This window comes from Nostoc sp. MS1 (assembly GCF_019976755.1).
In the GTDB taxonomy this organism is placed as follows: domain Bacteria; phylum Cyanobacteriota; class Cyanobacteriia; order Cyanobacteriales; family Nostocaceae; genus Trichormus.
This window is the reverse complement of record NZ_AP023441.1, coordinates 2206656-2227264: the sequence shown is the minus strand read 5'-3', so window position 1 is coordinate 2227264 and position 20609 is coordinate 2206656. Positions and strand designations below refer to the sequence as shown.

At 39.6% G+C, this 20609-nt stretch carries 18 protein-coding genes and 1 pseudogene; 7 read left to right on the top strand and 12 right to left on the bottom strand.

The genetic code is table 11. The features are described from left to right. Positions 1–25: 25 nt before the first annotated feature. Both NSMS1_RS09675 and NSMS1_RS09670 read right to left on the bottom strand, forming a co-directional pair. Positions 26–3715, bottom strand: coding sequence for a PAS domain-containing protein (locus NSMS1_RS09675; protein WP_224092786.1), 3690 nt, complete (start codon positions 3713–3715; stop codon positions 26–28). Positions 3716–4111: 396 nt separating this feature from the next. Beyond that, positions 4112–4306: a hypothetical protein gene (locus NSMS1_RS09670; RefSeq protein WP_224092785.1), complete on the bottom strand. Its 195-nt coding sequence runs from the start codon at positions 4304–4306 to the stop codon at positions 4112–4114. A gap of 173 nt (positions 4307–4479) precedes the next feature. Between NSMS1_RS09670 and NSMS1_RS09665 the strand changes: the two genes are divergently transcribed. Further along, on the top strand, positions 4480–4983 hold the full coding sequence (locus tag NSMS1_RS09665) for a GNAT family N-acetyltransferase (RefSeq protein ID WP_224092784.1): 504 nt from the start codon (positions 4480–4482) through the stop codon (positions 4981–4983). Between the two features lie 35 nt (positions 4984–5018). Then, the gene (locus tag NSMS1_RS09660; RefSeq protein WP_224092782.1) at positions 5019–5507 is read left to right on the top strand and encodes a biotin carboxylase; all 489 of its coding nucleotides are present in this window, start codon (positions 5019–5021) and stop codon (positions 5505–5507) included. Between the two features lie 83 nt (positions 5508–5590). On the opposite strand, the gene NSMS1_RS09655 is transcribed toward NSMS1_RS09660, so the two are convergent. The 3 genes from NSMS1_RS09655 to upp form a co-directional block, all read right to left on the bottom strand. Further along, complete coding sequence (locus NSMS1_RS09655) at positions 5591–5869, bottom strand: YggT family protein (protein ID WP_224092780.1); 279 nt, start codon at positions 5867–5869, stop codon at positions 5591–5593. A gap of 170 nt (positions 5870–6039) precedes the next feature. Beyond that, a complete protein-coding gene (locus NSMS1_RS09650; protein ID WP_224092777.1) occupies positions 6040–6372 on the bottom strand; it encodes a hypothetical protein in 333 nt (110 codons plus the stop codon). A 64-nt stretch (positions 6373–6436) separates the two neighbouring features. Beyond that, positions 6437–7087 (bottom strand): uracil phosphoribosyltransferase, encoded by a 651-nt coding sequence (gene upp, locus NSMS1_RS09645; RefSeq protein ID WP_224092775.1) that lies wholly within the window; start codon positions 7085–7087, stop codon positions 6437–6439. Between the two features lie 419 nt (positions 7088–7506). Here upp and crtH point away from each other — a divergent pair, with 419 nt between their 5' ends. Further along, complete coding sequence (crtH, locus tag NSMS1_RS09640) at positions 7507–9033, top strand: carotenoid isomerase (RefSeq protein WP_224092773.1); 1527 nt, start codon at positions 7507–7509, stop codon at positions 9031–9033. Positions 9034–9296: 263 nt separating this feature from the next. Here the strand turns inward: crtH and NSMS1_RS09635 are convergent, their stop codons facing one another. Further along, a complete protein-coding gene (locus tag NSMS1_RS09635) occupies positions 9297–10604 on the bottom strand; it encodes an NF041680 family putative transposase (RefSeq protein ID WP_224087574.1) in 1308 nt (435 codons plus the stop codon). A 372-nt stretch (positions 10605–10976) separates the two neighbouring features. Then, positions 10977–12479, bottom strand: coding sequence for an IS5 family transposase (locus NSMS1_RS09630; RefSeq protein ID WP_224085439.1), 1503 nt, complete (start codon positions 12477–12479; stop codon positions 10977–10979). Positions 12480–12639: 160 nt separating this feature from the next. On the opposite strand from NSMS1_RS09630, the gene NSMS1_RS09625 reads away from it, so the two are divergent. Next, positions 12640–12897, top strand: a complete 258-nt coding sequence (locus NSMS1_RS09625) for a hypothetical protein (protein WP_224092771.1) — start codon at positions 12640–12642, stop codon at positions 12895–12897. Next, entirely contained in the window at positions 12861–13358 is a 498-nt protein-coding gene (locus NSMS1_RS09620) for a transposase (protein WP_224092650.1), read from the top strand. The genes NSMS1_RS09625 and NSMS1_RS09620 overlap by 37 nt, the downstream gene beginning before the upstream one ends. A 251-nt stretch (positions 13359–13609) precedes the next feature. Here NSMS1_RS09620 and NSMS1_RS09615 read toward each other — a convergent pair whose 3' ends face one another. The 3 genes from NSMS1_RS09615 to NSMS1_RS09605 form a co-directional block, all read right to left on the bottom strand. Continuing rightward, positions 13610–15334: an MHYT domain-containing protein gene (locus NSMS1_RS09615; RefSeq protein ID WP_224092769.1), complete on the bottom strand. Its 1725-nt coding sequence runs from the start codon at positions 15332–15334 to the stop codon at positions 13610–13612. 348 nt (positions 15335–15682) lie between these two features. Further along, positions 15683–16315 carry an exopolysaccharide biosynthesis protein gene (locus NSMS1_RS09610; RefSeq protein ID WP_224092767.1) on the bottom strand — a complete coding sequence of 211 codons (633 nt, stop codon included), beginning with the start codon at positions 16313–16315 and terminating at the stop codon, positions 15683–15685. 213 nt (positions 16316–16528) lie between these two features. Beyond that, on the bottom strand, positions 16529–17407 hold the full coding sequence (locus NSMS1_RS09605; RefSeq protein ID WP_224092765.1) for a lipid kinase: 879 nt from the start codon (positions 17405–17407) through the stop codon (positions 16529–16531). Between the two features lie 505 nt (positions 17408–17912). Here NSMS1_RS09605 and NSMS1_RS09600 point away from each other — a divergent pair. Together NSMS1_RS09600 and NSMS1_RS09595 are read left to right on the top strand one after the other, a co-directional pair. Further along, a pseudogene (locus NSMS1_RS09600) lies at positions 17913–18173 on the top strand (transposase); the annotation flags it as partial. 346 nt (positions 18174–18519) lie between these two features. After that, positions 18520–18954 (top strand): hypothetical protein, encoded by a 435-nt coding sequence (locus tag NSMS1_RS09595; RefSeq protein WP_224092763.1) that lies wholly within the window; start codon positions 18520–18522, stop codon positions 18952–18954. A 147-nt stretch (positions 18955–19101) separates the two neighbouring features. On the opposite strand, the gene NSMS1_RS09590 is transcribed toward NSMS1_RS09595, so the two are convergent. Both NSMS1_RS09590 and NSMS1_RS09585 read right to left on the bottom strand, forming a co-directional pair. Further along, on the bottom strand, positions 19102–19521 hold the full coding sequence (locus NSMS1_RS09590) for a ketosteroid isomerase family protein (RefSeq protein ID WP_224092761.1): 420 nt from the start codon (positions 19519–19521) through the stop codon (positions 19102–19104). A gap of 497 nt (positions 19522–20018) precedes the next feature. Further along, a complete protein-coding gene (locus tag NSMS1_RS09585) occupies positions 20019–20537 on the bottom strand; it encodes an orange carotenoid protein N-terminal domain-containing protein (protein WP_224092760.1) in 519 nt (172 codons plus the stop codon). Positions 20538–20609 lie beyond the last annotated feature (72 nt).

The following is a 20609-nucleotide window of genomic DNA, read 5'->3' as shown; positions in this document are numbered from 1 at the left end:
TCAGTTTTCAGGTTGTGTTCACTGTTCACTGTTTTAAAAGTTGTTGTATTGTTAATACAAGTTGTTTGAGTTTTATCGGCTTAGTTAAATATTCATTGGCTCCGGCTGCTAGACAAGCTGCGCGATCGCTTGGCATGGCTAGTGCAGTTAGGGCAATTATCGGCACGTTTACAAATTGTGGGTCATTACGCAAACTACGTATAGCTTCTAATCCATTCATTCCTGGCATTTGAATATCCATAATGATTAAGTTAGGGAATTTTTGTTTAGCAAAATCAATAGCTTGCTGCCCATTCTCCGCAAATATGAGGTCATACCCTCGGCTTTCTAAATACCCGGATATAGTATCAACATTTGCTTGGTTATCCTCAGCTAGTAGAATTACAGGAGCTTTCAAAGCTGGTTTTGCTACTACAGGTACAGCAAGCGAGTTTGTATTCTCAGGACTTTGCAATCTGTCTAAGGTTGCTTGCAGTTGATTACGGGTAATAGGTTTTACTAAATAAGCAAAAGCGCCTTGAGCTAAACCCTTGATTGGTTCATCAACCACTGAGGTAATAATGACTGGAATGTCTTGAATGAGGGGGTTAAGCTTGATTTGAGAGAGAATATCCCAACCTGATAAGTTAGGTAACTGCAAATCAAGAATAATTAGTCCAGGTTGAAGACTTAGAGCTTCTTCTACAGCTCCTTCACCTTTTGGATAAACAACAAACTGCATTTCCATTTCGCTCAGGTAGCGAGTGATTTGGTCAGATGCTGGAACAGAATCTTCGATGATTAAAACTGGGGCATTCTTGGCAAGTAAACGATAGCTGGGTGATGTAATCGTTACTTGTCTGTTAAGAGATTCATTCCCGAATAAATAAGGAATGCGGAAACTGAAACAACTACCTTTGCCAACTTCACTACTAACTGAAACTGTTCCTCCATGTAAAGATACAATCCTTTTTACCAGTGCTAGACCTAAACCTGTACCCGTGTAGTTACGGTTAAGACTACTATCAAGTTGAGTAAAAGGCTGAAATAATTTGCTTATGTCTTCTGGTTTGATCCCAATACCGGTGTCGATGACGCAGAAACAGATATGGGGAGTAGGGAGTGGGGAGTGCTGAGTACTATTAGCTGAAGCGGGGTGTTCAGCCTGTGCGGAGTAATAAATCTCCTTGTCTCCCTCATCTCCCTCATCTCCCCCTACTCCCTCATCTCCCACTAACCAAACCTTGAGAGTTACACTCCCCCCTTCTGGAGTAAATTTGACGGCGTTGCTAAGGAGGTTGATGAGTACTTGCCGCAAACGGCGATCGTCTACTTGAATAGTGTCAATATGAGAGTCAATTTCTGTTTGCAGGCGAATATTTTTTTTCAATGCCATCTGTTTGATGAAGGTGAGACTACCATCACAGAGGCTTCTAACTGAAACATTGCTAATTTGTAGTTCTAATTTGCCTGATTCGATTTTGGACAAGTCGAGGATGTCATTGATTAGTTCTAGGAGATGTTTACCGCTACGTTCGATGGTGGCGATCGCTTTTTCTTGTTTTTGATTAATCGAGCCAAATACACCTTCTAGAAAGCCTTCAGACATACCTAAAATGGCATTGAGGGGGGTACGCAATTCATGGCTCATATTTGCCAAAAATTCGTCTTTTAGGCGAGTAGCACGGGCAAGTTCGGCATTGGTATTAGCAAGCTGTTCGTTTGTTCGCCAAAGCTGTTCTTCTGCTTGTTTACGTTCATTAATATCTGTTACCCGGACTAAATTTAAGGTACGGCCGGCTATAGTAATGGGTTTAGCAGCGATGTTTCCCCAGAATACTTTACCTTGACGAGTTACATATTCAATTTCTTTACTCCAAAAACCTTTATTATCAATTTGGGCAACGATCGCATCTATTTCATTGCTAGTAAAAGGGCGGCGTTGGAGAACTCTACCTTCAATACCAATTAATTCAGTTTTGTCATTTGCCTCGAAAAGCTCTACTGCCCGGCGATTACAATCTAAAGTGAGTAATGTTACTGGGTCAACCAAAAACAGGGCATCAGTGGATTCGTTAAAAATTGCCTCTCGCAAATCTCGATTGCGGATGAGTTCTTGTTCAGCTTGTTTACGTTTTGTAATATCGAGGTTGATACCAATTATCCATAAAGGTAAGCCTTTTTCATTGCGTTTGAGAAGACCATAAGTTTTGATAAAACAAATTTTGCCATTCGGTTGAACGATGCGGAACTCTATATTATATTCTTGTTTTTTGTTTAAAAATTCTACCGTAGTTTTCCAGATATACTCCTGATCATCTGGATGCACAAGGTTAAACCAAGCATTAAAATCACCTTGAAAATCGGCAGGATGAATACCGTACAATTCGTACATTCGTTCATCCCAAATGAGTTTTCCTTGAATACAATCGTATTCCCAAATACCTAACCCACCTGAACGGACAGCCAAGGTGAGGCGTTCAGAAATCTTGCGTAGCTGTGCTTCAACTTCTATGCGATCGCGCAGGGCAGCTTGTTGTTCGCTAATATCTGTAAGTGTGCCGACATAACCAGCAATGTTATCGTTGGGGTCTGTTTCAGGTATTACCTGCAAGTAGAACCAAATAATGCTACCATCAGCACGGAGAAATCTGCCTTCGTTTCGATAGGTTTTTCTTTGCCCCAATACTTCATACCACATGCTTAAGAGACGATCGCGGTCTTCGGGATGGATGCTGTATATATATCCTTGGCCTAAAGCTGTTTGTCTTGGTTTACCAGTCATCTCACTCCAGCGATCGTTGACATAAATACAGTTACCTGCCAAGTCAAGCCGAAAAATTGCCACTGGGGCTGCTTCTGTCAATGTTGCGTAGCGGTGTTCACTCTTACGTAATGCTTCCTCAGTTTGTTTTTGCTTGGTAATATCTGTTTGAGAACCGCTCATCCTGACTACATTACCTAGCTCATCCCATAAAGCCTGACCCCGATCTAAAATCCACAAATAAGAGCCATTTTTGTGCTGTACTCGGTATTCTTCTTGGAAGAAGGGTGTTTTGTGATAAATATAATTAGCCAAAGCTGTCATAATGCGATCGCGATCTTCTGGGTGAATCCGGCTGATCCATTCTTCTACGCTGTAGGTAATTTCATCCTCGGCAAAGCCCCGCATTTGCTTCCAGCGAGGCGAGAAAAAAACTTGATTAGTTTTTACATTCCAGTCCCAAATGCAATCATTGCTGCCATTTACCGCTAACTGCCAACGTTCTTCACTCTCCTGCAAAGTTGCCTTAGTTTCCGCTAACTCCTGCATCAAATACATCCGTTCGATGGCATGGTGAACTACGTGCTGCAAAATTTCCGGTGTAATCTGATTTTTGATGAGATAATCTTGAACACCGCTTTTCATTGCTTGGAGAGCAAGATGTTTATTTTCTGGTTCTATTAAAAAGATAATGGCAGTCTGGTGATTACTAAGAGAAGTTGGCTTTTCCTCCTCTTTAGATGGATACAATTGCTCTAGAATAACTAAACTATCTTCATCAGCTACAGCAAAATTAAGCAAAATGACATCTGGTGTTTTCTGGTAGCACCAAATTAACGCCTCTTTTGCCGTCGTAAATTCTACAATTTGATAAGTACACAGACTGTCTTGCTGCAAATAGCGAGTTAACTTTACCCGCTCTTGAGCGCATCTATCAATTAGTAGGATAGTACGAACCAAGGGATGATTCATAAATTAAAAATAGAAATGCCATCTGTTTCATAAGCAATTGGAACTCCAGAACCGCCTTTTACAATACTTTTGGCGAATATGAAATGGATGAAATAGGGAACTAAAAACTAAGCCAAGCAAATAGAATTTATTAAGTCTATCTTGCCCAAATTTATAATAAGAAATTTAATTAAATAATGCTACTTATTTTTATTTTTAAGTTAATATCAATTAATAATTAATTTTTAAATGCAATTATATATATTTATACGCATTTAACCATAAAGGTAGATTATATATAAAAATCAAGTGGATAAATATGCTTTTTACTGCATACATCCACTCAAGAATTTATTGAAAGACGGCAAATGCACTAATATTTGCTGAGGCAAATACTATGACAAAACTTTCATCTCATTAACGTGATTCAGTACCTTGATTGGGGCTACCTGCAACGCTATCTTCACCTGGTGACTCTGGTTTAGCACTGTTTTTCGCATCAGATTCAACCGCAGCACCAGTCTTGCGAATTTCTTCGTTGATGGGAGTTTGATAACCGCCAGAAGCTGTAGCATCCTGGCTGTTAGATTTCTGCTTTTGTTCTTCAGACATAGACTCATACTCCTTTGTTTATTCTTAGCAATCACTTTAATAAAATAGTCATAATAATTTCATCTATCTAAAATCCAGTTATCGCTCTTTTCTGCCTCTATCAGAAGTATTGTGTAGTATTACTTATCTATGATTGACAAAACGGCATAAAAACCTAACTAGCAAGGTAATTCATGGAAAAAGAGAACTTTTCATTACCGCCTGGATGTAAACTTCGTAGAGCAACTTCTGAGGATATTTGGTCAATTCGCTGGTTAGTGTTTTCATCTATACTTGACCCTACACAACTCCTCTGGCAACAATTCTGGCTAATTCAATGCCAAGAAAAGCTCGTGGCTTGCGCTCAGTTACGCAATTTTTCCCAAGCGCAAGAACTTGGTAGTTTAGTAGTCACTTCAGCTTGGAGAGGTAGCGGTTTAGCTAGATTTCTTATACATCATCTCATTGTCACAGCAACACAACCGCTTTACCTAGAGTGTGTTGGTGAGCGACTAGCGCAGTTTTACCAAGGTTTTGGCTTTGTACCAATTGTCTTTGAGGAATTACCAACATCACTCCAGCCTAAATTCCGCATTTCTCAATTAGCTAAAAAGTGGCTGAGAGTTCCTGTGGTATTTATGCAGTATCGGGGAAGTGCGTCCCATTCTCCACTATCTACTCCCCACTCCCCGTTATAAAGTTTTAGTATGTTTCTTTGCTACCTGATACAGATATGAAAAAGAAAAACAGTACAGGCATAATATTGAATTTTCAGCCTTTAGCTAGATGGGACTATTTACGACCGATCGCACCCATTATCATATCCTGCGTTTTGGTGTTGATATCGTGGATATGGACTCCACCAGCTATGGCGTTAACTCAAATTAAACTATCTGACTTGTCTTACCAAGAGTGTCCAGAAGCACTGGCAAAGGGTGCTGTAACTAGTAATAGCAGTGCGGCGGCTAATTGCTTTATCGTTAAAGGTAAAGCGGAGAATGGCACATATAAGACGGTTTACGATGCAGATATCTACGGGCGTATTTATGATGCGAATAATGACCCTATAATCCAAAACCGTACTCGTCTAGGTTCTATTGCTGAAGTTCCACCAGGAATTAGTGATTTTGAATTGAGAATTTCTGTACCTGCAAATCAGCCCTTACCTTTACAACTGAAGCAGTTTAAAGCTTCTGGATTTAGCGCCCAAGTTCGCAGGTAGAGTTTTAGTAGAAATAATTTTAAATTTTGATTAGGGTGGCTAAATCCACCCTAATTTATATCGATGATCAAACACTTGCAGAGTTAATAAGCTCCCACCAAGCGTAAAAGATAAGGGTTGGTGAGAAGTCCGCTTACCAAACTAAGTGCGACAAAAGCCAGGATGGGGGAAAAATCCATCCCACCCAAAGGAGGGATAATTGAGCGAAATAAATTTAGGTAGGGGTCAGTAATTTGGCTTAAAGCGGCGAATGGTTGATTGTACCAGTTGATTTGGGGGAACCAAGTCAAGAGGACGCGAATAATCAGCAACGTGCTGTAAATGTTGATAAAGGTTAACAGTGTCTGAATCAGTAAAATCATTGATGGTTTAGTTTCCTGCTAAGTGTCAAAAGCGGTCTTATTTGATTTTAATTTAGTCTATGCTTGGACGTATGTAGATCATTGCCGCGTTAACCGCCATTATCTAGCAATGGGACGTAAGGAACTGAAAAACCCTGCTAATACAACTTAATTTAAGCATCTTTTTTGAGTCAGCGATCGCCTGACGGCTGGCTGGGGCTACCATTAACATTTCCCAGATGCTTTCTTACTTCGTCTATGGTGGCGTTAAGCTGGGCAATTTTATCTTCTAGCGATCGCCTTGTTAATTCCATTTCTTGGTTCTCGTCATCCGAAGATATCATTTGGCGACGTTTGCTGGAAACTTTTTTACTTTCGCCGGAACCATTGATTAAGTCTTTCCCGTCTTCGGGTAATTCTTCATCCCGCCTAGAAGCAATCACCGCCCCTAAAATACCGCCGACTACACTGCCGAATACTGCCCCTGCAAAAAAACCCGTAGCAAAACCATCACGCTGACTCATAATACCGCCTTGAAGCAACTTTTACATCAATTAAGTTATTTTCCTTCCCTAGCTGCATACTAGCTCATGTCCCAAAAATGCGATCGCCTGCATCACCCAATCCCGGTATGATAAACCCTTTGTCATTAACTGTTTCATCGATTGTGGCAGTGTAAACTATTAAACCAGAATAAGCTGCATTTAATTTTTGCAAAGCTGGTGGCGCTGCTACTACAGAGACAATTCTCACTAAAGTTGGGTCTACACCACGTTGTGTTAATTCTGCCATAGCAGTCATGATAGATCCCCCTGTTGCCAGCATGGGATCGGTAATTAACACTCTGGTTTGGGGATGAAATTTATCTGGTAATTTATTGAGGTAACATGAGGCTTCTAATGTCTCCTCATTACGAACTAAGCCCAGGTGGTAAATTGAAGCCAAAGGCAATACCGTTTGCGCCCCTTCTAATAACCCTAGCCCTGCCCGGAGAATCGGCACAACTGCCACAGGTACTTGGGGATTAATTACCGTTCCCGGACAGACATCTAAGGGCGTTTGTACTGTTATATCTTCTGTAGGCAACCATTCCCGTGCCGCTTCATAAGTTAACCATCTACCCAACTCGGTGATAGCACTACGAAACAGAACTGAGGGTGTGGCAGCATCACGGGCAACTGCCAACCAGTGCTTAATTAGAGGATGGGGAGGAACGTAAACACGCAGTTGTACCGTCATAGCCGGATATCGCCACTTTTTCTATGAGAACTGAAACATCATCATACTCTGTCTTTTAATTCGTAATTCGTAATTGATATGGGTTTTTGGATTGAAAGAAAGCGATGGGCTACGCCCCGCCGTTGGCGATCGCATTCTAACTATCTAAATTTAATGCAAAAGATTTGCATTAGTAGTTGACAGGTATTCTCAATCAGGGTTATATTATTAGTCAGTGTTCTCCTCTCTTTAAGGATCGGCAGACGGGATTAGCCGGCGGTAGCAGGCTCGTCCCTCTTTTTTGTGTAGGTAGAAACTCAGAAATTTTTGATGTTCAAATTGCCCAAATATGGACAATTTAGGGAAAATGCGTAAGCATTAGCTGAATACAAGTATTATGAAATACGGTTTGGCTGGTTGATTATAGTGATGCAGCGTTTATGACCGTAAATTTGACTAACTCCCCAGATTCTTTGTTTGATGTGATTGTCATAGGCTCTGGCATTGGCGGACTAGTAACAGCTACTCAGCTTGTTGCTAAAGGGGCGAAAGTGCTGGTATTGGAGAGCTATGTAATTCCTGGTGGCAGTGCTGGTTACTTTGAGCGTCAAGGCTATCGATTTGATGTTGGGGCTTCGATGATTTTTGGTTTGGGTAACACAGGGACTACGAACTTACTCACCCGTGCCTTACAAGCAGTCGATACTAGTGTAGATGCGATCGCCGATCCTGTACAAATCCACTACCACTTACCCAACAACTTAAACCTGAAAGTTTATCGGGTTTATGATAAATTTTTGCAAAATCTTGCTGCTTACTTTCCTCATGAACAAGAAGGGATACGTCGCTTTTATGACGAATGCTGGCAAGTATTTAATTGCCTCAACAGCATGGAGTTGTTGTCATTAGAGGAACCCCAGTATTTACTAAAGGCTTTTTTACAGCATCCTTTAGCGTGTCTAGGTTTACTTAAGTACCTACCTCAAAATGTTGGCGATGTTGCCCGTCGCTACCTTAAAGATCCCGAATTATTAAAGTTTATCGATATGGAATGCTACTGCTGGTCTGTAGTTCCAGCAGCCATGACACCTATGATAAATGCAGGTATGGTCTTTTCTGACAGGCATTATGGGGGTGTCAATTACCCCAAAGGCGGGGTTGGTCAAATTGCGCAAAAATTGGTGGAAGGTTTAGAAAAAGCAGGCGGTAAAATTAAGTATCAAGCCAAAGTAACAAAAATCATCACCGAAAAAGGGTGTGCTGTCGGTGTGCAACTAACTAACGGTGAAATTTATAGAGCCAAAAGGATAGTTTCTAATGCTACACGGTGGGATACTTTTGAAAAATTGCTACCTGTAGATGAAATGCTAGCTAATGAGAAAAAATGGCAACAGAATTATCAAAAATCGCCCAGCTTTTTCAGCCTACACATGGGTGTAAAACAGTCAGTTTTGCCACAGAGTACAGAATGCCATCACATTATCTTGGAAAACTGGCAAGACATGACAAAGCCAGAAGGCACACTGTTTGTCTCTATTCCCACATTACTCGACCCCGATTTAGCCCCAGAGGGATATCATATAATTCATGCCTTTACACCCCACTGGATAAATGATTGGCAAGGGTTAGCTGGGGATAAGTACGAAGCCAAGAAAGAGGAGACAGCTTGGCACATTATTGACAGACTTGAGAAAATTTTTCCTGGCTTAGATGCAGGTTTAGATTATTTGGAAGTAGGCACACCCCGCACCCATCGCCGCTTTTTGGGCAGAGAAGATGGTACTTATGGCCCTATACCCAGGCGGAAACTGCGGGGGTTGTTATCTATGCCTTTTAACCGTACAGCTATTAAGGGGCTTTATTGTGTAGGAGATAGTACATTTCCCGGACAGGGTTTAAACGCAGTCGCCTTTTCTGGCTTCGCCTGCGCCCACCGCATCGCCGTAGATTTGGGGTTAAGGGGGTAGGGGCTGGAGACTAGAGGCGAGGGGTGAGTCTTTTTTATTCATCTGTGAACAAGGATTCTAAATCACGATACCCACTTGCAACCCGTGCAATACTAATTCCATTTTCTCTTGGGTAGTAAAATATAATGTAATCATCCACAACAAAACCACGAAGGTTTGGTACAAGCCTTCCATAGCTTTTACCCATATTAACCCAAGTTGCTAGTTACTGGAGTTTAGACTAAGCAACAAGAAACAGGCTTTAGAGATGAAAATCTAAGGTACTAAGCAGATTCTGGTTGCTTCTTGCGGGGCTTAGTTGTAGTTTTTTTGACTATGGGATAGCGAATTCTACGTTGTCGTGGTTTTCCTGGTTTCCAGCCTGGAGACTTTCCGCGAGGTTTAGGCGAACGGGCTGGAGTACCAATCACCGCAAAAATGCTCCCCATTGCTTGAGCAACTCTGCCAGGAGTCAAATTGTCTAATGATTTGTGCCAAGGTAAAGGGTTATCAGCAACGATATCACGAGCCAACCACAATTCCCAAGTCATCAGAGGCATGAGGTCACTCCAACGCTCACATTGCTTGGGACTACTCAATTTAGGTAATGTCCAGTGCAAGCGTTGCTTCAAAAAACGATACCAGTGGTCAACAGTAAAACGTCGGAGGTAGAGTGGCCAAACTTCTTCTAGTGGTGGCATTTCTTCTCCCACCCAAGCCAACCATAAAGGTTTTGATATACGTAGGTTGCCTTCTGCATCCAGACGCTCAACTCGAATCAGCGACATTGGGCGTGTCGCAGTTTGATGAAAGTGTAAATTAAACCACAAGCTCACCTTCACCCGTCCCAGTTGAGGATGGTTGACTTCTATAGTCTCATTGGCTTCACTCCATGTGAGTGGTTCATTGAGTTTGAATTTGTCACCATGTTTCCTGGGTCGCCCTTTGCCAGAATATGGTGGTGGTGCGCCCCATAAACAAAGATTTGAACGCAAACGAACCAGAATGTCCGCTTTGATATTGTTCGTCTTCAACACAAAAGGAGCGCAGCCATACTCACTATCCCAAACTGTAATTGGTCTATTTGGTAAATTTTCACACACTTGCTGTAGTTGCCAGGTGGCCTTTTGTATCGGGTTTTCCCAACTGCTAATTCGCTCATGTCTCAAAGGTAACGCCCAACTGACCGAATCCTCTGGTATCCAAGCAATGGTACTATATCCCTGACCAACGGTAATTGGTTTGTTTGCGGCTATGGTGACACTGCTGTGTTCAATTGTCCTCTCCTGCAAAGTTACTGCATCTGGGCGTGACCAACCTGTGTGGTCGCCTGCTAACAACGGACGACCCTGTTGTGGCATCTGTTTGATGTATAACTGCATCAATTTTTGTCGCTGCGGTCTGCTATCTTGTAATGCTTCGTAGATGCTTGACCACTTACGTCTAAATGCTGGTGATAGCGCTAAATCTGCCAAACTGTAAGCGTTCCGAGTCAGCAATACTGCATCCATCAGTTCAAATGTTGCATCATGCGCTCTTCCCAAATGATTATAAGCTGCTTGACGAAATTCCTCTAATTTGGCACGTTTCATATTGGCAGATGAGAGTTGGTGGTTCTTCTCTCAGGTTCTGCTAATAAGGGGCCTGTGTTCAAGCACACCCCTTATTTTTTCTTCGTCGCGCGGCTATTTAGTCTAAACTCCAGTAGTTACTCTCTTCCGAAAGATGACATAGGGGTAAAGAAACAAGAAAATCCCTCCAGACAGAGAATTAGGAGGGATATATGTTAAATGAAATAGTTACTATATATTCTGTCATAGATGACTTATTAAAGGCGATCGGACATGATGAAGATAGTCGTTGTGAAATGAGCGATGGAGAAATTATCACAACGGCAATAATCGCAGCTATGTAGGGCTTGCTGAAAAAGTCATTTCAAAGGAAGAGAAAAATTGATTAAGTAGTCAGTCCAGAAAAAAGATAAGTTTTTGTTGTTTAAGGTTTAATGAAATATCAGTTTCGATAATAGAAGAAGTAAAAAAAGACTCAGTTTTGAAAAATAGGCAAAAAAATACACAAAAAAGCCGTAATAGCAGAGTAGAAAGATTCATAACTAAAAAAGTTATGGCAATAGCGGTGAAAGAAGTATGAGGAAGTTTAGCCATAACTCTACCAAGGCTAAATCTTCGTTTACCTTGTCCAAACTTGCCCTCAATACAATTACGAATCCTTTCGTCATAAGCGGCTTGTTTCTTCTTTTCAGGGCTGACATTTTGGGGGGGTCTACCTAGTGGTGGGCCACTAATTCTAATTCCCCTTTCTTGACACCAAGCTCGATTCTCCCTCGTCCGATAAATCTTATCAACATGAACTGATTCAGGATAATATCCGGTGTAGTTTTTGTATGCTTCTACTTGTGATTTTAAGTCTCCTGATTCGTTAAAGTTGTCCCAACTAATATGGTCTAAAAATACATAGCCATCATAGTAACTAGCTGAAAACTTAGCCCCAAACTCTACTGTTCTCCCGGCTTTACCTCGGATAATCGGACGAATGTGTGGTTGGTTTAAACTGACAATGCGGTCTTGTATACTAATTTTTTGATTTTCATATAACCATAACTGTTGACGATAAACTTCTGCTACTACTAGCAACATCTTATATTGACTGTTGCTCAGTTTTAATAGTGACGCACCTAAATTTATTAGCTGCTGAATATGAGTTAAATTTCTGTTGATATATTGCAGTTGCTTTCTGATAGCTTTCCTTCTTTCTTTAACTGTTGGTTTTCTTTTCTTGGCTACTGCTAAATAATCCTTTCTTGCTTTGTTTCTGTAGGTTCTTGGTTTGTTGATATTTCTTACTAATAAGGACTTATATAATGTATCTATGATTGTTTCTGTTTGCTTTCTGGCTTGATTTAATAATCCTAAATCTGTCGGATAACTTATGTCTGCTGGCGCACAACTAGCATCTAATATTAATTTTCCTCTATTGGCTGGCTTACTTTTTGAATCCTCGACCTCTGGCTTTTTTGCTCTTACTTCTACCTCCTGTTTATTTTCTAACATCTTCCTGACTATTTCTTGATTGATTTTATTGACTAATTCTATATCTATCCTTTCTCTAAAATGAACTAGCATTGACGGGTCAAATGCAGATTCATTACTATATGCTGACATTCCTATAAAGTATTGCAGATACGGGTTCTCCCGAATTTGTTCTACTGTCTCTCTGTCACTTATTCCTAATTTTTCTTTAATTATTAATGCTCCCAACGCCATTCTAAATGTTTTGGCTGGCGCTCCCATTCTTGCTGAAAATATTTCTGCGTACTCTGCTTCAAATTTTGACCAAGGTATCATGTTCGCCATGATTACCCATCGGTTATCTGACGCTAGTTTTCCCCCAAAGGGTAGTTCAAAGTTTTCTGCTGCTTTTTCTTGCTTTTGCGCTCTTCGATACATTTTAACGCAACTTGCTACAAGGATTTTTACTTATCTTACCCTTTTTCTTTTCACCTTATTTTTCTTTCCTGACCCTGAAACTCTTCATTCTGCTATCTTTCGCCCTTATTCAGCCAGCCCTATGTACTTTGGTGGTAATCACAGTCAGACTTGCAGCTATATGAAAGACCATAATTTGATACCACGAATGTTAGAAAAATCACGATTTAATCGGCGATTACACAAAGTCTCGATGTTAATCAACGATTTATTTCATCAAGTAGGAATGGCACTCAAAGAGATTAGTGAAGATACGGAATATCTTTTAGACTCATTTCCGGTGCCGATATGTGACCCTACGGGTTCGCCACTTCCTACAACGGGGGGAACCCCCGCAACGGAGTGGCTCATAATATTCGCATCTTTAATGCGAAATTGATTCAATCAGAAGAATATCGGGGTTATATTGCATCGAAGAAACGTTATTTTTATGGAGTGAGAGTACAGTTATTAACCACCAAAACAGGTATTCCGGTGGAATTTGTGTTCATGCCAGCTAGCGCGACAGATATACGGGGATTGGGAGCTTTACCCTTGAATTTACTACCAGGGAGCCAAGTTTATGCCGATTGTGCCTATCTTGATTACACTGTAGAAGATGACTTGATTGAAACTAGTCAAATCTCGATGCAAGTCATGCGAAAAATTAACTCTAAACGCCAAGATGCACCGTGGATTCAATACATTAAACAGTCTATTCGTCATTACATTGAAACTGTATTTAGCGGCATTACTAGGCGCTTTCACAAATCTATTCATGCGGTAACATTTGAAGGGTTTTTACTGAAGTTACAAGCTTTTATTTTTGCTTATACTCTGCAACAAGCTTTTATTGACTAAGTTGTAAATGTTACTTCATCTTCAACTACACTGAATATTTCAGATTGCATTTTCATGGTGATTGTAGTTCGGACAATCCCTCATTTACTGTGCCTACACTTTCCATATCCTCTTTTATCTTCTATTACCCGCAACTTTGGTTATTAGTGCAACATTTGTATTTTATAATTAAATTACAAAATTATATTTTTACAAGCATAGAAAATTCTAATCTTTTAAATAGTGAATTTCAACATGCTTTTACTTTCAACCTATTGACTAGCAGCAATTGCATTATCTATGGGGATTTCAATTTTAAAAGTAGTCCCTTGACCATAAGCCGATAAACAACTGAGTTTACCTCCATGTTTTTCTATAATAATCTGGTAGCTGATTGATAAACCTAAGCCTACACCTTTGCCTACTGGCTTAGTTGTAAAAAAAGGGTCATAAATTTTACGCTGAACTTCTTCATTAATTCCAAACCCATTATCAAAAATTTGAATACTTACCCATTTCTCTTGATGAATATTAGTTGTAATTCTAATGATGGGCTTAAAAATAGCATTTAATTTTGTGTTATTATTATACTTTTCATCTAAAGCATCAATAGCATTTGCCAGAATATTAAAGAAGGCTTGATTTAATTGTCCAGGATAACAATTTACTAGTGGGAGTTGGGCATATTTCTTAATTACTGTAACTTCTGGTCTATTACCCTCTATATTTGTCAGGCGATTTTTGAGTATTAGTAGTGTAGAATTTAGCCCTTCATGGATATCTACAGTCTTTAATTCTGCTTCGTCTAGACGAGAAAAATTACGTAAAGATTCAACAATATGTTTTATTCTTGTAGCTCCTGCTTGGATTGATTCTAAAGTTTTTAGTAAATCTTCTTGCAAAAATTGTAAATCAATAGATTTTGTGAGAAGTAGAATTTCTGGTACAGGATCGGGATAGTGTTGTTGATAGGCATTAACCAACTCTAAAAGCTCCTGCATATAAGCTTCTACATGGAATAAATTCCCGTAAATAAAGTTAACAGGATTATTAATTTCGTGGGCTACTCCAGCAACCATTTGTCCTAATGAAGACATTTTTTCGGCTTGAATAAATTGTAATTGAGTTGTTTGAAGTGCTAGCATAGCAGCTTCTAATTCTTCAGAGCGAGTTTGTGCTAAATTTGCCAGGTCTGCTTGTTTTTGTAATGCTTGCTGTAGAAGTTCTTGATTTTCTTTAAGGACTACTGTTTTAACTATTTGAACACTCAACTTTTTATTAAAAAATGAGATGAGCAAAGTCCAACCTAATAAAAATACAGTAACTAAACCGACAATTCCAGCCATCCAAAGAGGTCTGGTTGTATCAACCGTGGTAGTGTTGACGATTTGAGGATTGGAGAAATGAGTAGCTATCATACCTGTGTAGTGCATGGAAGGTATGGCAGCACCTAGTATAATTGCACTCCCCAGCTTGAGTAATTTGCCTTTGAAAGTGGTATCAGCTCGAAGCTTAAACCCAACCCAGAGTGCAATTAAAGAGATGAGAATGGCGATCGCAATGGATAATACAACTATGTTCAAATCATAGGATACCTTTGCTGATAAGCGAACAGCCGCCATACCTATGTAGTGCATAGCACTAATGCCTGCACCCATGAGTACGCTACCGCTTAACAGTTGAAAAAGTTTAATTTCTGGTAAGCTAATCAAACAAAGGGCTAACCCAGAGGCAAGAATTGCAGGTATTACTGATACAACGACAATTAACCAATCATAATAAATAGGAACTGGCAGACTAAACGCTAACATGGCAATAAAGTGCATAGCCCAAATTCCTGTTCCCATCGTAATTGCCCCACCAGCAACCCACCGAGAACGTTCTTGTGATTTAGCTTCTGCTACTCGTCCGGCTAAATCAAGTGTAGTGTATGCGGTGAGGATAGCAATAGCTATAGAAAATAAGCTAAGGCGAATATCATAATTACCGTGAAGCATCAAGTTAATTCCTAGCTCCCTTTAAGGTAGATTTAACTCATATTTGTTTAATCTCCTTACATATTGTTCCCCGCAACAAGCTAGTAACGACAGATGAAATGTAAATTTCTCAAATTTCACAGTCTAAGAATGTGAATAATTAATAAATTCTAAATTAGCAAAGTTTTTCTAATAAATTAATGTGAAAATTATATAAATCTTTAATTTATGTTTTATAGAGTGAGTTATTACACTTGTAATTTGCATAATTAGGCTGCTCATGATGCCCAGCCTACAAGAGTTTGATTTAATTCAACTATGCAAACTAAATGGTTTTAAGCTTATTTTAATTATCTAAATACTCCATATCTACTTAAATATAGATGGCAAAATGCTAGGAGCCAACCATAAGCCATAACCAATAAATCCAAATATGGCTGTAATTAAAGTGGTAACGATATAGCTAATACAAATTAATAACCCATCAGATTCAATTGTGGCGATCGCTAGTAATAAAATGCCTACAGTGGGAATGGGGTTAGTTAAAGGAATGGGTGACATGAGTAGTATTGTCAACCAAGAGATACAGAAACCATTGATGCGCCAAGTTAAAGGATGATGAGCGATTTTCCCTAAGCGGGGACGAGCAATTTTCTCTACCACTTTAGTGACACGCCGCAAATTTTGTAGAAGAAATTGGGCAAAAGGACGGGGAAATTTATAGTGAGCGATTTTTTTAGGTAGCCAAGGCGATCGTCTACCCAAAACCATTTGTACCGATAATATCAAACAAGCAGCACCAAAAGGCCCGGCTGCTCCTGGGGGCATGGGAAACAAGAAAGGCAAAACTAATAATGCAATAACTAAACTAAAACCTCGTTCTGAAGTTTCCGCCAAAATATCGCCAAGTGTTAGGTGCTGTTCGGCTAACCGTTGCAGCAGTGACTTAATTTCTTGGGAAAAACTTAAACGTATTTGGCGTGAGTTGATGTGAACTCCCACAGTATCCCACTTGAGTTAACTACATAAATATGAAATACAAATGCACCCACTACTATTTCTTACAATATCAAGTCATTGGTCATTAGTCATTAGTCCATAGTCATTAGTCAACAGTCATTAGTTTTTCTTCTCTGCTCCCCTGCTTCCTTGTCTCCCACCCTTCGGGTTCGCGTAGCGTCTCGTTAGAGAAGCAAGCTACATCTACCCCATTCCCTACACAGGTGGAACTAATACAGCTATAGCTTTAGGAATAACGCTGAACTTTGCAGGGGTGTAGGTTGTAATTTCACCGTCGGTATTGATGGCGCGTGGTTTTTGTGTGTAAATTTCAAACTCTTTTCCGTGCAGAGCGCGGACATTTTGTCGATGAATATGTCGCCCATTTCGCATTGCAGGTAATAAGGTAATAATTTCCCACCAATGATTAATTTCTAAACTATAAAGGTCTAATCTTTGGTCATCAATACTAGCATCGGGAACTATGGCCATACCACCACCATAATAGCGACCGTTACCGACGGCAATTTGTACGGTTTTGACACGGAAGACTCTATCTTTGGTACGTATTTCTGCACTAAAGGGACGACGAGATTTCCAAATAACTTGCACGGCTGTGACAGCATAAGCTAATACACCCCAGCGACGTTTAACTTCTTTGGTAAGTTGACGGGTAATTTTTACACTTAATCCCATACTGGCAACGTTGAAAAAGTGTTTACCATTTACCCAACCTAAATCAATACGTCTTAATTCTCCTTGAGAAATTGTTCTACAAGCTTCAGATAATGAGTTAGAAATTCCTAAAGTTCTGGCTAAGTCGTTAGCAGTTCCTAATGGTAAAATTCCCAAGGGTAATTGAGTCTCTACTAAAGCATCAACGACGGCATTCAAAGTACCGTCGCCTCCCCCAACTATTACTAAATCAACTTGATCTTTATACTTATGTATAATTTGATTAAGATGTTTAGGATGTTCTGTTGATTCTTCAATTAATTGAAAATCGAGGGCTTTTAATTGATTAATTGCTTCTACTAGACGTTCCTGCCCTTGGCGGGCATGACGATTTACTAAGAGTAGTGCGCGGAGAGTCATAATAATTAGTAACTTGTAGTTTATAATTTGTACTGAGAATATTCTGGTTCAGATTTAAAGAAATTAAGCGAGATACAAAAATTCTGCTTACCTTTATTTTCAATATTTATTTTCTAAGTTCAGCCTATTTTAATTTAGTATATTTAGTCTTAACTCTTGTAATATAGACTTTTAGTTATATAAACTACAAATATTTCCTATAGTGCTAGTAAATGCTACAACCTATGTAACTTGATTTCATGCAATCAAGCAATAGGTGTGTTTATCCTATCGTAATTAGATGATAATAGTTGATTAACAGCATCTATAGGCAGATTAATTAGGTAAAAAGAGATATTGTATAAAATTTAATATGAAGCGATCGCTTAGAGGTTATTTATAAAGTAAAAATAAAATTACTGTAGGGTGTGTTAGGCGCACATTTGGAAATGATGTTTCACGAAATAAATCACAGAAGCGCCTAACGCCTTAACACACCCTACTTAAGATTTACTTTATAAATAGTCTCTTATGGGTTGATTCCGGTTATGACGGTGATAAATTTGCTCTTTCGGTTTGGCTGATGATTCAAGCTCACGTTGAAGTTATACGACGTACCGAGCCAAAATTTCAAATTCTTCCCAAACGTTGGGTAGTAGAAAGAACATTTGGCTGGTTTAACCAGTATCATCGTCTCAGCAAAGATTATGAGCGTCTCCCAGAAATGAGCGAAGCAGCCATATATGCTGTTATGACTAGGATTATGCTGCGTCGTCTTGTCTCCTAAAGATTTACTTTATAAATAGTCTCTAACAGTAGAGCGATGACCTACGGTCGGTCGTAGACCATCGCCCCGATAAATTAACACAGATACTAAATCTCTATATCTATATTCTCTAATTTCTCATTCTTGATGTGCCAAGTGATTGAGACAAAGCGTACTTACCTGGAGTTTCCATAGCCAGAACTATTACGAAGTATTAAGCAAATTAATAACTTTTGCAAACATTATTTGATTTATAGGTAAAAGTTATTAGATACTAAAAATATAAGCAACTCCACGTAAAATTTTCAATAGAGCGGCGAAAAATCTTCTGAAAGTCGAAACCAAAGTTGTAATTCTACCGATACCAATGGAAGCTTTCTTTTGTTTATCACCATGCTATCGCCTTGATGATGAATCACCTTGGTTAGAAGGAATAGACCCCAGTCGCCACTACTGGATTAAGGTGAACGGAGATTCAAATCTTACCTTGGCTCTACCAGGGTTAATGGTTTCTAGCATGAGTGAACTTAAGCAAGCTATTCGCCAGTTTCGCCTTATGCAACCTGGGGAAACAATGACTTTGGAGAGAATTGCTAGCAGTTGCAAGCTTCACTGTGTTGGTATTAACTGCTATGCCATAGAAAGCACAATTAACAATGCTCCTGTTTGGCATTTGTTTGATCAAGAGAGTTTAGACAGCTTGTTAATGACAGCACACCCTAACTGGCAATGTGCGCCATCCGATATTGAGTTGGGAAGAAGAATGTTGCTGCGTTCCTTACAAACAGCAAGCATTACTTAATAGAGTGTTGAGTGTAAAGCTAGTTCTTAGAATTTTGGCAGATTTTAAGAGTTTTGTAGGATGGGCATCTTGCCCGTCCTTTATATTTGTAGGGCGCTCATAATGCCTACCCCACAATAGTTAGAAATTGAAGCTTTGAATTATTTACTACTCACGACGCAAAGCCATTAACTCTTGTGGAGAAGCTAAGAGCTTGATTTTAGTGTAAGTAATCTGCTTTTGTTGGTTAAGAATGAATTGCCACAAAACATTGACACCACACCAAGAAGTTTGTGCTTTGCCAGAAACTTGTACTTGAACCTCTCCATTTTCCAGCGCCTCCTCCAACCCCTCACGAGGATCAGCCTTAATACCTTGTGCTTCTTGTTGTAAGTAGGTAGCGATCGCATCTGTCCCTACCATAGCAGATTCAAAAGGTGGATACATCACGCCATCATCAGCAAACAATGCAGCCGTTGCTGTAAATTCTCCAGCGTTGAGGGTGGCGAAATATTGCAGAATTGTTGTTTCTGTAATTCCTGCAATAACTTCTGTTTGGATATTGGCTAAAGATTCAGCAGCTTTCATAAAAATAACCTGTAACTAAGGCATAAATTTTAAGCTTGTAGTCAGGACTTTAGTCCTCACTTCTCGCAACACCAAAGCACTAACTACGAACCTCAATTAAAAGCTAAAAATAGACAGAAAAAAAGTTGCCACAGGGTTGTATTACCTATAACAGAACTCTTACTCAAGTAAGATTTAGTTCCCAGACTATAGTCTGAGAACTAAAACTGGTATGACATTGAGGTTGGAAATTTAAAGCTATATCAAGTCTGGCTAAATGCTGACAATATGGTTGGTTTAATTGGTAATGGGTAATAGGTAATGGTATTAAACAATTACCTATTACCAAACCACACACAATACGGTTCGGTTAAAGGGGAAAGGCGAAGGGAAAAGGGAAGAAAAAACCTTTAACCCTTACCCTTTAACCTTTTCCCTAAACCAATTATTAGTTCAAAATGCTTATCCGAACCGTATTGAAACCACACGCCAGTCTCATGCTTTAAACTGAGATAATATTAATCAGCTAGGGGATCAACACCCATATCAGCCGCTATTCTGCGGAAAACTGTGATTTGTTGACCAAAATCTAATGCCTTAATTGTTTCTAATACTTGAGCGCCATCACGGGATATTGTATAGTTTGCGGGCATAGGTACAACAAAACCCTTAACCATTAATTCTGATAGTTCGTACCAGAAAGCTAATTTTGTATTAGTGCTGAGAATGCCGTATGAGCGAGAAAATTGAGTATTTGTCTTAGCAGCTAAGTCACGCATTACTTGTAGTTGTTCTGCATGAGACATCTGCTTAATTTGAATTAATAAACCTTCAGCTAATTGTAAACGAGCAGCACCAGTAGCGGCTGGAGTAATAGATCGTCCCATTTCAGTGTAGGCATACCACAATACTGCCAACTTGTCATCTACACTGAGGCTTTGAAAAACTGCAATGGTAGAAGCAACAGCATCACCAGTTTGGATGTTATTGAAAGTCTGAGAAAAACGGGTTGAAGTGGAATCAGAAGTGAATGTCATGATTGCACCACAGTCGATGGGTTGTAGGTTTACTGCGAATCAGTGGGAGGCTTGCATCTCTCTGGGTTGCTT